Source organism: Rhodococcus jostii RHA1, assembly GCF_000014565.1.
Classification (GTDB): Bacteria; Actinomycetota; Actinomycetes; order Mycobacteriales; family Mycobacteriaceae; genus Rhodococcus_F; species Rhodococcus_F jostii_A.
In genome coordinates this window covers 493453-506782 of the sequence record NC_008268.1, presented here as the reverse complement: position 1 = coordinate 506782, position 13330 = coordinate 493453, and the positions used below count along the sequence as shown (strand labels likewise).

Annotated in this window: 11 protein-coding genes and 1 pseudogene; 11 read left to right on the top strand and 1 reads right to left on the bottom strand. The window is 65.4% G+C overall.

Going from position 1 to position 13330, the window contains the following annotated elements:
- Positions 1–58 precede the first annotated feature (58 nt).
- The 5 genes and pseudogenes from RHA1_RS02105 (at position 59) to RHA1_RS02090 (ending at position 5483) form a co-directional block, all read left to right on the top strand.
- Positions 59–1072 (top strand): Lrp/AsnC family transcriptional regulator, encoded by a 1014-nt coding sequence (locus RHA1_RS02105; RefSeq protein WP_011593702.1) that lies wholly within the window; start codon positions 59–61, stop codon positions 1070–1072.
- A 1265-nt stretch (positions 1073–2337) separates the two neighbouring features.
- Positions 2338–3206: pseudogene (locus RHA1_RS44400) on the top strand (SDR family NAD(P)-dependent oxidoreductase).
- 15 nt (positions 3207–3221) lie between these two features.
- Positions 3222–3455, top strand: coding sequence for a ferredoxin (locus RHA1_RS45540; protein ID WP_011593697.1), 234 nt, complete (start codon positions 3222–3224; stop codon positions 3453–3455).
- Positions 3456–3461: 6 nt separating this feature from the next.
- Positions 3462–4691 (top strand): cytochrome P450, encoded by a 1230-nt coding sequence (locus RHA1_RS02095; RefSeq protein ID WP_011593696.1) that lies wholly within the window; start codon positions 3462–3464, stop codon positions 4689–4691.
- A gap of 189 nt (positions 4692–4880) precedes the next feature.
- The gene (locus tag RHA1_RS02090; protein WP_011593695.1) at positions 4881–5483 is read left to right on the top strand and encodes a TetR/AcrR family transcriptional regulator; all 603 of its coding nucleotides are present in this window, start codon (positions 4881–4883) and stop codon (positions 5481–5483) included.
- Positions 5484–5516: 33 nt separating this feature from the next.
- On the opposite strand, the gene RHA1_RS02085 is transcribed toward RHA1_RS02090, so the two are convergent.
- On the bottom strand, positions 5517–6119 hold the full coding sequence (locus tag RHA1_RS02085) for a TetR/AcrR family transcriptional regulator (protein WP_011593694.1): 603 nt from the start codon (positions 6117–6119) through the stop codon (positions 5517–5519).
- A gap of 71 nt (positions 6120–6190) precedes the next feature.
- On the opposite strand from RHA1_RS02085, the gene RHA1_RS02080 reads away from it, so the two are divergent.
- The 6 genes from RHA1_RS02080 (at position 6191) to RHA1_RS02055 (ending at position 13326) form a co-directional block, all read left to right on the top strand.
- Positions 6191–7372, top strand: a complete 1182-nt coding sequence (locus tag RHA1_RS02080; protein ID WP_041810945.1) for an aromatic ring-hydroxylating oxygenase subunit alpha — start codon at positions 6191–6193, stop codon at positions 7370–7372.
- Positions 7369–8130 (top strand): enoyl-CoA hydratase/isomerase family protein, encoded by a 762-nt coding sequence (locus RHA1_RS02075; protein ID WP_011593692.1) that lies wholly within the window; start codon positions 7369–7371, stop codon positions 8128–8130. Before RHA1_RS02080 ends, RHA1_RS02075 begins: the two co-directional genes overlap by 4 nt.
- Before the next feature lie 41 nt (positions 8131–8171).
- Positions 8172–8849 (top strand): PaaI family thioesterase, encoded by a 678-nt coding sequence (locus RHA1_RS02070; protein ID WP_020476752.1) that lies wholly within the window; start codon positions 8172–8174, stop codon positions 8847–8849.
- Positions 8846–10096 carry a CaiB/BaiF CoA transferase family protein gene (locus tag RHA1_RS02065; RefSeq protein ID WP_011593690.1) on the top strand — a complete coding sequence of 417 codons (1251 nt, stop codon included), beginning with the start codon at positions 8846–8848 and terminating at the stop codon, positions 10094–10096. Before RHA1_RS02070 ends, RHA1_RS02065 begins: the two co-directional genes overlap by 4 nt.
- Positions 10097–10289: 193 nt before the next feature.
- Entirely contained in the window at positions 10290–11831 is a 1542-nt protein-coding gene (locus RHA1_RS02060) for a class I adenylate-forming enzyme family protein (protein ID WP_011593689.1), read from the top strand.
- 88 nt (positions 11832–11919) lie between these two features.
- The gene (locus RHA1_RS02055) at positions 11920–13326 is read left to right on the top strand and encodes an MFS transporter (RefSeq protein WP_011593688.1); all 1407 of its coding nucleotides are present in this window, start codon (positions 11920–11922) and stop codon (positions 13324–13326) included.
- Positions 13327–13330 lie beyond the last annotated feature (4 nt).

Below are 13330 nucleotides of genomic sequence, written 5' to 3'. Positions count from 1 at the left end.
ACCCGGTGTGAATTCCATCGTGTAAATTTGCAGCTTTCTCGGCACTAAAGGACCATCCATGCAGGATTACGAGCCAGATGACGTCGACTTCGGACTCATGCATGCATTGCAGATCGAGCCGCGAGCCTCCTGGAAGGCGCTCGCGCCGATCCTGGACGTCGACCCGGTGACGTTGTCGCGGCGGTACCAGCGGCTGCGCGACACCGGTCTGATCTGGATCACCGGTTACGACGCCGGGACTCCGGGACGTGGCGTGCTGGTCGAAATCGAATGCGCACCAGGGAAATCCGTCGCAACCGCGCAGGCGATGGCGGAGGACCCGATGGTCGCCGGTATCGACTTCACGGCGGGCGGTCGCGACCTCCTGCTCACGCTGATGGCGCAGGATTCGGCGGACACGTCTCGGTTCCTGCTTCATCGACTCGGCGAGTACCCGGCGATCCGGCGCGCCCGCACCCACCTCATCACCGAGGTGCTGTTCGAGGCGGGGAACTGGCGGCTGCGCACGCTGTCCGCGGCGCAGGCCGCCCGTGTTCCCGGCCCCCGGCCGCCCCGCCCGCGCGCTTCGCGGACCGTCTCACCCGACCTGAAACGCGTGATCCACCACGAACTCGGCATCGACGGCCGCGCGGCCACCACGGCGATCGCCGAACGCGCCGGCGTCAGCAATCAGCGCATCACCGACGCCATCGCGACGATGCGGCGAGACGGATCGCTCCTGCTGCGCACCGACATCGCCCGCACCTACTCCGAGTGGCCGGTCTACGCCTGGTACTTCATGCAGGTTCCCGCGCCCCTGATCGAACGGCTGCGGACGTCGCTGGGCCGAATCGAGGAAGTGCGGTTGGCGGTACTCGTGGCCAGCGAATACAACCTGATCATGGCCGTCTGGTTGCGCACCCTCAATGACGTCCACCGGTTCGAACTGCTCCTCGAGAAGCTCCTGCCCGGATCGCGGGTGGCCGACCGGTCGGTGGTCATGCAGATCGGGAAACACCTGGGCCACATCCTGGACGAACAGGGACGGGCCACGGGGCCGGTAGTTCCCATGACGCCACCGGGCAGGGCTTGACCACCACCCACTCTCCGCGCCCCCGACCCACGGGCCGGGCCGGCACCAGACCTCGTTGCCTCAGTGTGAGGCTTGACACATGCAAAGCCTGACATCTAACGTAATTTGTATCACTGTTAAGTGTGGCAGGGTGCTGGCGATCCGGTCATGAGGCGATAGGAGCTCACGTTGGCTCATGTAGTCGCGCAATCCTGCTGCAATGACGCAAGGTGCGTCTTGGTGTGCCCGTCGATTGCATCATCCGGCTCCGAATGAGCACGGCTACGGTCACGCGGAGATGCTCGATATCCGATCCGATCGGATATTTCGAAGGCGCAAGTACCGATGCATGTCCGGTCGTCGCGATAGCTTCCGACTGCGACCTGACTTCGGAAACGTTGCGCTACGAGGAGATCGACGCGGCGTATCACGCCAGCCGGGATCCGCCCATCCCTGGTGCCGAACCTCGTGTCGCCGAGACGGCCCGGTGTCGCAACGCGCACTGCTGAGGTGGCGATTGTGGGGTCCGGCCCATCCGGCTGCTACGCGGCGGAAAGCTCCCGCCGTGGAGGTCTCCCTCGTCGAGACGCTCGATACTCCGTAGGGCTCATCCGATTCGGTGTCGCACCCGATTCATCAGGGGACCAAGACGGAACACCGATATCGCCCTTCATGCGTTGGAAGCGTTGTTGGAGAGCAAGATCAAGAGTTCCACCCGGCTACGTGGCACGGGAGGCGTCGGCGTCGTCGCCGCCGCGCGGCCGACACGCCGGATCGATTGAGGCGATGACAGCTACGATCGTCGAGGAGTTCTCGACTACCTCAGCTCCACCGGGAGAAAGGCGTAATGCTTTGCGCTAGCTTCTTTCTCCGTTGGAGGTGCTGGGATCCGACCGAGTGGACGGGTTCGCGCGGTCCACAACGGCGTCGACTACTTACGGATGGCAAGCGCTCGACGCGTACGAGCGGCGGCTCGACAGGGAATGGGGCTGGCGCGTGTGAAGCTGGTAGATACAACCTGATGATTCAAATCGTCTCGCGTGCAGCTAGTTCTGGCTGCGATGACCTCGATACGTCGCTGCTCGGACCGGCTCAGAAAGTGATTGACGTCTCATAGGCTAACGGTATAAGGTTTATTTGTATCGGAATTGCGACCCGCACTCGATCGTCTCGACCGGCGAAAGCGCCCCATCGGGGATCGGAAAGTCATGTAAACCAACAATGTGGATGCTGTCCCGCTCCGCAAAATCTTCGGCATCCGATGAACCATCACAGAGGAGTGTGCAGTGAAGCTTCAGGACAAAGTTGCCGTCATCACCGGCGGCGGATCCGGGCTCGGGCGCCAGGGCGCGCAGTTGTTCGCGTCGGAAGGTGCGAAGGTTGCGGTAGTCGACATCGACGGCGATCGAGCCGAGCAGACGGCGAAACTGGTTGAGCAACAGGGTGGAACTGCGATCGCCATTACCGCCGATGTGAGCGACGAGGCCGCGGTGTATCGCAGCGTCGAGGCGACCGTCGATCAGTTCGGCAAGCTCGACATCATGTGGGCCAACGCCGGCGTCGTGTCCCGTGGGGGTGTGCCGTCGGTGGCAGGAGGCGAGCACGTGGAGTTTCAGGACCTCACTGATGCCGATTGGCAGCACGTTCTCGGGGTCAACCTCAGCGGCGTCGTGTACTCCTGTAAGGCGGCGGTGCCGGCGATGCGGGCGAATGGTGGCGGCACCATCCTGGCAACGTCCTCTGCGGCTTCCTTCGCCATCACAGCATCGCGATGTACTCGGCGACGAAAGCCGGCGTCAACGGCCTGGTTCGCGGCCTCAGCCTGGATCTCGGACGGTACGGGATTCGCGTCAACGCCCTCGCTCCCACCCACGGGATGTCGCCGAACTTCCTGATGGGTCCCGGCACCCCGGTCATCGGTCAGTCCTACGAAGAGACCGCGGGGCCGTGGGACCCGGGTGTCTCGCCGATTCCGCTCAAGCTCCAGCGTCCACCGTCGCTCGTGGACAACGCGAAGGTTGCACTCTTCCTCGTGTCGGACGACTCCGCATACATTTCGGGTCTGACGCTGCCCGCGACGGACGGCGGCACCCTGTCACGTGTGGCGATGATGTTCGAAGAGGACGCACCGAATCCGACGCTTCCTGTCGACTGAGCGGAGCGACCGTCCATGAGAACTCATGCGCAGAACCGTGCGCCGTCATTGAGGGTCGACCGGTCCGCGTGTGCTGGCCACGGCCTCTGCTACGGGGCGGCGCCCGACATTGTCGACAGCGACGACCAGGGCTACCCGGTAGTCGTTGCCGAATCGGTTCCGCAGGAACGACGAGACCAACTGGATGCCCTCGTCGAAATGTGCCCCGAACGCGCGCTGAGCGTCGAACCCCCAACGCGGAAAGGTTGAGAAGCAGTGACGACAACCCAACTACCCGACAGGCTCATCGTGGACTTCGACGTCTACGACCAGACCCTGGCGATGCCTGAGGACGTGTTTCAGGAACGTGCTGCGGCGCTGAGGGCCATCGGCCCCGTCGTGTACTCGAAGGCGCATGGCGGACACTGGATCGTGACGCGCTACGAGGAAATCCACCAGGTCTTGCGTGACCCGGAGACCTTCTCCAGCTACCCCAACAACCTCGTGAACGCCGGTCAGGGGAAGTTCATCCCGATCGAGCTCGACCCGCCGGAGCACACGTACTACCGGCAGGCGCTGCAACCGCTGTTCAGTCCCAAGCGGATGAAGGAACTCGAGCCCCGGATCCGTGACGTCATCAACGAGCTCATAGACGATTTCGCGGCACGCGGCGAAGCCGAGTTCATCTCGGAGTTCGCGCACGAGTTGCCGACACGGGTGTTCCTGGCACTGATGGGTTGGCCGCTCGAAGACGCCGAGATGTTCACCACGACGACAGACGTCGCACTACAGGGTGTTCCCGGCGGAACCGAGGAAGAATCGGCCACGGCGCGCGAGGCTGCAGCCAACCAGATCTTCGGCTACTTCGGTGCCATCGTGGCCGGAGTGCGGTCAGGTGAGATCACCTCGGACACTCTGACCGCACAGATCATCAACGCCCCGATCGAGATGGGGGACGGGGTACGGCTCCTCACCGACGAGGAGCTGTACCGCATGTTCTTCCTTCTGCTCATCGCGGGTTTGCATACTGTGCAGGGTTCACTTGCCTGGGCGATCATCCATCTGGCGAACAATCCGGGTCAGAGGCAGGAGATCGTGGACGATCCCGACACCGTTTCGGCGGCGGTCGAGGAGATCCTGAGGATCGAGGCCGCCGTGATCGCGGGCCGGCGAGCGACCCGCGACGTCGAGATCGGCGGAGTCACGATCAGGGAAGGGGACCAGCTCATCGTGCTGCTCTGCTCGGCGAACCGTGACGGCGCCGAGTTCGAAGATCCGGACGAGCTGAGGGTCGACCGCTCGCCCAATCGTCATCTGTCCTTCGGCGCCGGGCCCCACCGTTGCATCGGGTCGCATCTGGCACGAATCGAGCTCAAGCTGGCCATGGAGGAGATTCACAAGCGACTGCCCGATTACCGTCTCGTTCCGGAGGACCCGCCGATCCTGCACGCGACCCAGGTGCGCGGATGCATCCGACTTCCGATCACCTTTACACCCGCGTCCTGAGTCCGGGGCGGAGATTCGAGGCAGATGTCCGATGGTCCCGTGGGAATGTGGGACCTCGGACACCTGCCTCGTTCATTGGTGTAGGGGTGCTGGTCAGCGGGTGCGGAATACAACATCTTACGTGTATTGTCATTTGTATCGTGTCTGGTCGGGGTGGCTGGTCGGAATGATCGTGTCTGGAGCGCGAGGATGGCAAGAAGAAGAACTGCCGGGGTGCTGAGTCAGGACGCCGACGTCGCACGGTCCCAGATACTTGTGGCTGCTCAGGCTATGATTCTTCGCTTCGGAATCTCGAAGACCACGATGGAGGACATTGCCAAGGAGGCCGGGGTTTCACGCCCGACCGTCTACCGCTATTTTCAGGACCGTGAAACGCTCACCACCGAGCTGATCAGGTGGCGATCGCGCCAGACCCTCGATCGCGGCCGGAAGTTCCTGATGGAGTGTGCAACGTTCGAGGACAAGCTGATCGAAGGTCTCATCTACCTGGTCTACGACGGAATCAACGACCCGATCGTGCGCATACTTGTCAGTCCTGAACACGTCGGCGGAGATTCGTGGCTCGAGACCATCCCACTCGCAACGAGTCTGACCACCGAACTGTGGGGCCCGATCTTCGACGAGGCTAAGTCCAATGGCGAGATGCGCGCAGATATCGACACGGGCGAGGCGTGCTCCTGGATCACCCTTGTACAGCTGATGCTTGCACCGCGGCTGGACAATTCGGATCCGAGCGATCCCTCGCACCGCCAGATGATGAGGCAGTTCGTCCTGCCTGCCTTCCTGCCGTAGTTCCGACCGCCGTTCGCGGCGTCCCTCGCGGTCTCAGTTGCCGGCGGGCAGCAGGGAAGGGACGAGGAAGGCGCGTAGCTTCTCGCGGAACCGTTCCAATGAGCCGGTGCCGCCGTTGAGTTGGCTGATGCACATGATCTCGAGTTCGGAGATCCACTCGCAGAGCAGTGCCAGATCGACGTCGGCGCGGATGTCGCCGGCCTCCTGGGCGTCGCGCAGAATCGGCTCCCAGAGTTCGCTCGTGAGTTCGACGGCCTTGCCCGACGTGGTCAGCAGCGAGTTCGCCAGTGTCATCTCCGACGGCGAAACGAGCAGGTGAACCATAGGGTCCCGGAGACCGCTCTCGACGTTGTTGCAGATGCCCTCGACGAGGCGCTCCTCGATGGTGGGCCACTTCGCGATGAAGGCCCGGGCCGGCTTCATGTTCTTGCGCGCGCGCCGCGCGACCGACTCGATGATCAGACTCTCGCGGTCCGAGAAGTATCTGTAGACGGTCGCGCGGGACATATCCGCCGCGCGAGCGACGTCTTCCATGGTCGTCTTCGTGATTCCGAAGCGTTCGAAACACGTCTCCGCTGCGGTGAGGATCGTCGAGCGGACGTCGGTCGCGGGGTCGTTTCCAGTCCTTGCAGCCACCAGTAGACAGTACCGTCATCAATTTGAGTGAGACGCTAGACAAGCAATGTCTCATGTGCCACTCTCGGTGTATGGAGCGCGAAGACAAGATCACCCTCACCGAGCGACTGATCGCACATGTCGACAACAACAGCACCGACTACGCGGATGACCTGCTTCGAGTGCCGTTCTCGGCGTTCAACGACCCCGAACTCGCCGAACGCGAACGCAAGGTGGTCCGGCGACTGCCGCACATCGTCGCGCACGTCGACGAGCTGAAGAAGGCCGGCGACTTCGTCACGACCGAGCTGATCGGCACACCGCTGCTGGTGGTGCGGCAGACGGACGGCAGCGTCAAGGCCTTCTCCAACGTCTGCAGGCACCGGGGTGCAAAGGTGGAGTTCGAGGAATCGGGTTGCAAGCGCATCTTCAGCTGCCCGTATCACAACTGGGCGTACGGCCGCGGCGGCGATCTGCGGGGGATGCCGCACTCGGAAGGCTTCGACGGCATGGACCGCGCACAGTACGGGCTCGTGGAATTTCCCTGCGAGGTACGGCACGGCCTGGTCTGGGTGGTTCCGACGGTCGGGGCTGATCTCGACATCGCCGCGATCCTCGGCGCCAAGCACGACGCGGAGGTGACGGCGACCGGAATGGCGGAGTCGTTCCAGGTGCGCAAGGAGACCTGGAGACTCGACATGAACTGGAAGATCGCCGTCGACGGCGTGCAGGACTCGTACCACCTGTGCCAGTTGCACACCAAGACAGTGTGCAACTACCTGGAGGGGAACATCACGGCATACGACCTGGTGGACCGCTCATGGCGAATCGTCGTCGCGCGCAAGTCGATCACCGAGGTTCGCGGCGCCGATCCCGACTCGTTCGACGTCCGCGACTACTCCCTCGCGAACTACACGATCTATCCGGGCACCATGCTCGTTACGGAGCCCAATCACTTCGAGATCTGGACGATCGTTCCCGACACCGAAGATCCCAACGTCTCGTACTGCACCATCCGTCTGCTCTCCCCAAAGGAGCCGGAGACCCCGCGCGAGAAGCGGATTCTCGACAAGAACTGGGAACTCCTCATGGAGACCCTGCACGCCGAGGACTGGTTCGTCACGAAGACGATCACCGCCAACGCGGCGCACGGGCAGGTCGACGAGCTGATCTACGGACGGAACGAACTCCCCGGTCAGGTCTTCCACAAGATGATCACCCGGGATGCCGAGGAGGTCGCGCGTGAGGAGGCCGCGGTCGGCGGTGCGAAGTGACGTCGGACGACCTGCATCGATCGTCCCCGGCTCCCGGGGTGTTGCAACTCGACCTAGCTCGCCCGGACGTGCACAACGCGATCTCGCTCGGTCTGCAACGTGAACTCGACGCCGCGCTCGCAGAGGCGGCACACGACCCGGACGTTCGGGTGGTGGTACTGGCGGGAGAGGGCGCAGCGGCGTTCTCCGCCGGATACGACCTGAAGGAACTTCGCGCGATGACCCCGGATGCCGGAGTCCTGAGCATGCTCGAACGAGAAGAGCTGCTGTGGCGGTACTTCACGTTCCCCAAACCGACGGTTGCCGCAGTCCACGGGATCGCCCACGGCGCGGGAACCCTGCTCGCGGTGTGTTCGGACCTGCGGGTGGGCGGCCCCGGCACCCGCATCACCGTCACCGCGGCGAAGTACGGCGGAGCCAACCTGACATGGGTCCTCGACCAGCTGATCGGCGCCGGGCCGACCCGCGATCTACTGCTGACCTCACGAGCAGTGTCCGGCGAGGAGGCCTTCCGGATGGGGCTCGTCTCCCGGTACGCGGCCGACGGCGACGTTCTCGGCGCCGCGCTCGAGGCGGCCGAACAGATCGCCGCTCAGCCTCCCGAATCGATGCGCGAGATCAAGGCGCTGCTGCTCGACGGACCGGGGCAGGGCCTGCGGAGCCGATACGACCGGGAAAACGTCGTGTCGCGCACGACCCTTCGACCCCGCCCGGTCGAGGAGATATTTCGCTCATACTTCGGAAGTCGCGCACAGTGATTCGCCGTTCGTCACTCTCCTCCACAGAAAGTGAGATCCGGATGGACGCCACCACTGTCTCGACCACCGACGATATCTGGAGTCCCAGCTGGGACGACCCGTTCGAACCGACTACCGACCATGACGACGAGTTCGCGGAACTGACCGACGCCCTGCGCGCGGTGCAGGAGGCCGTCACCCGCAGCCGGCCCACCCCGGAGGCGGCGGGCCGGGCAGCGCGAACGCTCCGTGACCTCGCGGCCCGACTGGCAGCGTTCGAGGTCGGCGAGGACGAGCAGATCTCCGGGCGCCGCTGGGACCTTGCGGGGCGCGGGCAGACCCTCACACCGGCCCTCCATCTCGACGAGGTGACCGAAAACCGGGCGCGCGGGCACGTCGTCGTCGGCAGATTTCATTCCGGCCGATACGCGATGAACGGTGGCGTGACACCGTTGATCTTCGACGAGATCCTCGCGCGCCTCGCCAACAGCTGCGGCAGACCGTGGGCACGCACGGCGTACCTGCACGTCAACTATCGGGCGCCCGCGCCACTCGACGTCGAATTGCGTGTGGAGGCAGAGTTCGCCGGCCAGGACGGTCGCAAGCGGTTCATGCGCGGTGCCATGTATCACGGAGACGTCCTCGTGGCCGATGTCGAGGGACTCTGGATCGAACTGAAACCCGAACAAACACAGAATGTCTCGCTGGCCGTGGGTTGGGGAGCGGAGGAGAATTCATGAGTGGGTACTCGCTGTTGGATGGTTTGCGGGTCCTCGAGGTCGCCCAGCTCGCCCCGGCGTCGCTGGGTGGGCACCTCGCGGACCTCGGTGCCGAGGTGATCAAGGTGGAGTCGGGGCCGCTCGGCGACCCGGTCCGCGTCGGTGGCAACCGGGCGATCGGCGATCCTGACGGACCGGCGTTCATGCACCTGCGATGGAATCGCGGCAAGAAGTCCGTCGCGCTCGACCTGCGCAGTCCCGAGGGCAAGCACGCCTTCCTCGACCTCGCCCGCTCGTGTGACGCCGTCGTCGAAGGTATGCGCGGCGGCTACCTGGACTGGCTCGGAGTCGGCTACGAGCAACTGCGCCAGGTGAATCCGAAAATCGTGCTGTGCACCGTGTCGGGTATGGGCACCGACGGCCCGTACCGGGCTCTGGGTACCGGCGGTCCGGTGTTCGATGCCTACGCCGGGCTGCGCGAGGTGAACACTCCCGCAGAGCCGCCGGCCGAGGGCATGGCCGGCTCCACCACGCCACCGATCGCGATGTACGCCCTCGGCGCGTACGGGGCGATGGGGTTGCTCGCCGCACTGCACAAGGCCGGAGCCACCGGTGTCGGCTGCCACGTCGAGGTGTCGGGCATCGACGTCGCCGCCGCGTGGATGCCCGACCTGGTGGATGCGGAGCTGAACAGGGACCGCTCGGTGCCGCGTCCGTCCTGGCTGCCGGACGGCCGGCTGCCCGACTGGCCGCGACTCGAGGCCTACCGCACCAGCGACGGTGAGGCGATCCTGTTCGGGTCGCACGTGGAGAAGTTCTGGCACAACTTCCTGGTCGCAGTTGGGCGTCAGGACCTGATCGGCGTCGACCTCACCAGCACCGACGCAGGCGCCGCCGCCCGCGCGGACCTCGTGTGGCGTGCGCTGACGGAGATCTTCGCGCAGCGCACCCGCGCCGAGTGGGTGCAGCTGTTCCTCGACCACGGCATCGCCGGAGGTCCGGTCAACAGCGTGGCCGACATGCTCGCGGACCCGCATTTCCAGGCGCGGGAGAACACCTACCGGGTCGACTACCCGGGGGTCGGTGAACTCGAATTCGTGGTCAGCCCGGTGCGGGTCGCCGGGGAGAAGTTCGCACCCGCCCTGCCACCGGTTGTCGGTGCCGACACCGCGGAGGTGCTGCGGTCGGTGGCCGGGTACGAGGATGCGCGGATCACCGCGGCGATCGACCCGAGAACGCCCCGACACGAGGCGCCGCCCGCCGGCTGACCGGGCGCATCCCACAGGAGAACGACACCCACACGAAATATATTGTGTGGGTGTCGTTTTCGTGCGACAGTCCGGTTCTGGGGGGTGCCCGAAATTTCCGGATCGAGCATTGCGCCATTCGCCTATAACTGTTAGGTTTACCGCACATGAAGTGAGGGTGGTCACACCCGGCTGACGAGCACGAGGAGCACAGATGAATCTCGCGGACCTGACCCGGTTCTGGGGTAAGACGCGTTCGCAGCAGCAGGCGATCGTGTTCGGGGACACATCGCAGACCTGGGCCGAGGTCGACGCGATCACCGACGCACTCGCCCGCGGGCTCGCTGCCCGCGGCGTCCGCAAGGGCGACCGGGTTGCCGTGATGATGCTCAATCGCCCCGAACTCGCGCACGTCATCCTGGCGACCCTCAAGCTCGGCGCGATCAGCGTCCCGCTCAACTTCCGGCTCACCGCCAAGGAGCTGGCACCGATGGTGGTCGACTCCGCGCCGCGCGTGGTGATCGTCGAAGACGGCTTCGCGTCGCTGCTCGAGGTCGCCACCGAACAGGCGGAGTTCGAGACCTACGCGATCGGGGGCAGTGCCCACCCGCCGTACGAGCGGTTGATCGACCCCGGAACCGCGCCCGTCGTCGCCATAGCCGCCGACGACCCCGGCTTCATCTGCTACACCTCGGGTACCACCGGCGTGCAGAAGGGCGCGCTGATCACCCACCGCAACGCGATGACTCCCGGCATCTCGCAGTCGATCACCTTCGGCTTCTCGCAGGGGGACCGGGTACTGTGCTCAGCTCCGCTGGTGTACACCGGCTCGGTCCTGTCGATCTTCATGCAGCTCGTCGTCGTGCCCGGCGCGACGATGGTGCTGTTGCGCGAGTACGACCCGGAGATCGCCCTCGACACGTTCGAGCGCGAGCAGATCACGGCAACCACGACCGTCCCGGTGATCTGGGAACGGATGACGATGCTGCCCGACTTCGGCACCCGCAAGCTCGCGAAGTTCACCTTCGCCGGCACGGGTGGCGCGCCGGTCAGCCTGGACCTGCTCGACTTCTACCGTTCACACGGCATCCCGCTCACCCAGTGCTACGGCCTGACCGAGGCGTCGGGCATGGTCTCGACCCTCGCCTACGAGGACGCCGTGTCGCGGCCCGGCTTCGCCGGGCTACCGCTGGTCGGCACCCACATCCGGATCGGTGAACCGGGAGTCGACACCCCGGCCGGAGAGGTCGGCGAGATCCTGGTCCGGGGCGAGCACGTGCTGCGGGAGTACTGGAACAAGCCCGAGGCCACCGCGGCGACCGTCGGCGACGGGTGGCTGCGCACCGGCGACCTCGGCATGCAGGACGACGGCGGATTCCTCAAGATCGTCGATCGCAGCAAGGACATGCTGATCTCCGGCGGCCTCAACGTCTACCCCGCCGAGATCGAGAAGGCGCTGCACGGCATCGACGGGCTGGTCGATCTCGCCGTCATCGGCGTCAAGGACGACCGGTGGGGCGAGGTGCCGATGGTGGTGTTCCACAGCGAGCGTCCCGCCGCCGACATCGTCGCCGACATCGCCGAGGTCGCCGGCGAGAACCTGGCGAAGTTCAAGCGTCCCAAGCACGCCGTCGCCCTCGGCGAGCCGCTGCCGCGCACGTTCTCCGGCAAGCTCGCCAAACCGTCGCTGCGTCAACGTTTCCCCGAGGTTCCCGCCGACGCACTCGCGGTCGACGGCACCGTCACACCGGTCTGAAGCATGTCTCCGAGGCACGCCGTCGGCTTGCCCATCCAGCTCGAGGCTTCATCCCCCGCGGTTCCCCCATCCGAGAGGAATACACGTCGTGGCCCCCATTCGTGAAGTCGACATCTCCCAACTCATCGACACCGCACCGGTGTCGGCCCTCCAGAAGCGTGCCATCGCACTGTGCCTGGCGCTCGCGATCCTCGACGGCATGGACGCCCAGCTGATCGGATTCGCGATTCCCGCACTGTCCGAGGACTGGGGCCTGTCCAAGGCCTCGTTCGGACTGCTGCTGGCGCTCAGCAGCGGCGCGATGGTCGTGGGCAGCCTGCTGTTCGGTCCGATCGCCGACCGGTGGGGCCGGCGCCGGGTGATCCTGCTGTGCACCGTGTTGTTCTCGGCATTCACGCTCGCGTCTGCCTTCGCGCCGTCGATGGGTGTGCTGATCGTGCTGCGCATCCTCGCCGGCATCGGGCTCGGTGGCGTCACCCCGAACCTGATCGCACTGACCAGCGAGTACAGTCCCGCACGCAGCCGCTCCACCATGGTCACCATCGTCGTTGCCGGCATGTCCCTCGGGGGATTCCTCGGCGGACTCGCTGCCGCTCAACTGATTCCGGCGTACGGGTGGCAGTCGATCTTCGTGGCCGGCGGCGTTCTCCCACTGATCGTGGCGGCGCTGGCGTGGGCCGGGCTGCCGGAGTCGGGCAAGTTCCTCGCGGCCCGCGGTGATCACGCCGGCGCCGCGAAGATCCTCTCGGCGATCGCCCCGCAGGCCGGCATCAACGGTTCGGTGACGTTCACCGTGGACGCCGTGGTGGCCACCCGGTCGCCGATTCGGGAACTCTTCGCCGGTGGCCGGGCACTGGACACGATCCTGCTGTGGGTGGTGTTCGTCATCAACTTCCTCGTGATCTACTTCCTGTTCGGGTGGATGCCGTCGCTGTTCAGCCAGGCCGGGCAGAGCGCGTCCAATGCGATCCTCGCCGCGGCGCTGTTCAACCTCGGCGGTATGGCGGGCGCGCTGTCCATCGGGTGGATCACCGACCGGGTCGGCACCGCATGGGCGCGGTCCCGGGGCTCGGACGCCGCCTACGCGGTGGTGATGGCCGGATACACGCTCGGGGCACTGTTCATCGGCGCCGTCGCGATGTTCCTGGCGAACTCCACCCTGCTGCTCATCACGATCTGCATCGTCGGATTCGGAATGTCGGGAAGTTCGGCAGGCATCATCGCGATCGCCGCGTCGATCTATCCGGTGGCGGCACGCTCGACCGGGATCGGCTGGGCCATGGGGGTCGGGCGCATCGGATCGATTGCCGGGCCTACTCTCGGCGCCGCCCTGATTGCGGCCGGAATGGACGCCCGCACCATCTTCCTGCTCATGATCGTGCCCACCGCCATCGCCGTCCTCACCCTCGGCGGGTTGTTCGTCCGAGAACGTGTGCGCGGACGCACCGGGGCGGGGGTCGCGGAACCGGCGGCCGCACCGGCCGAGGCGCACTGAACCG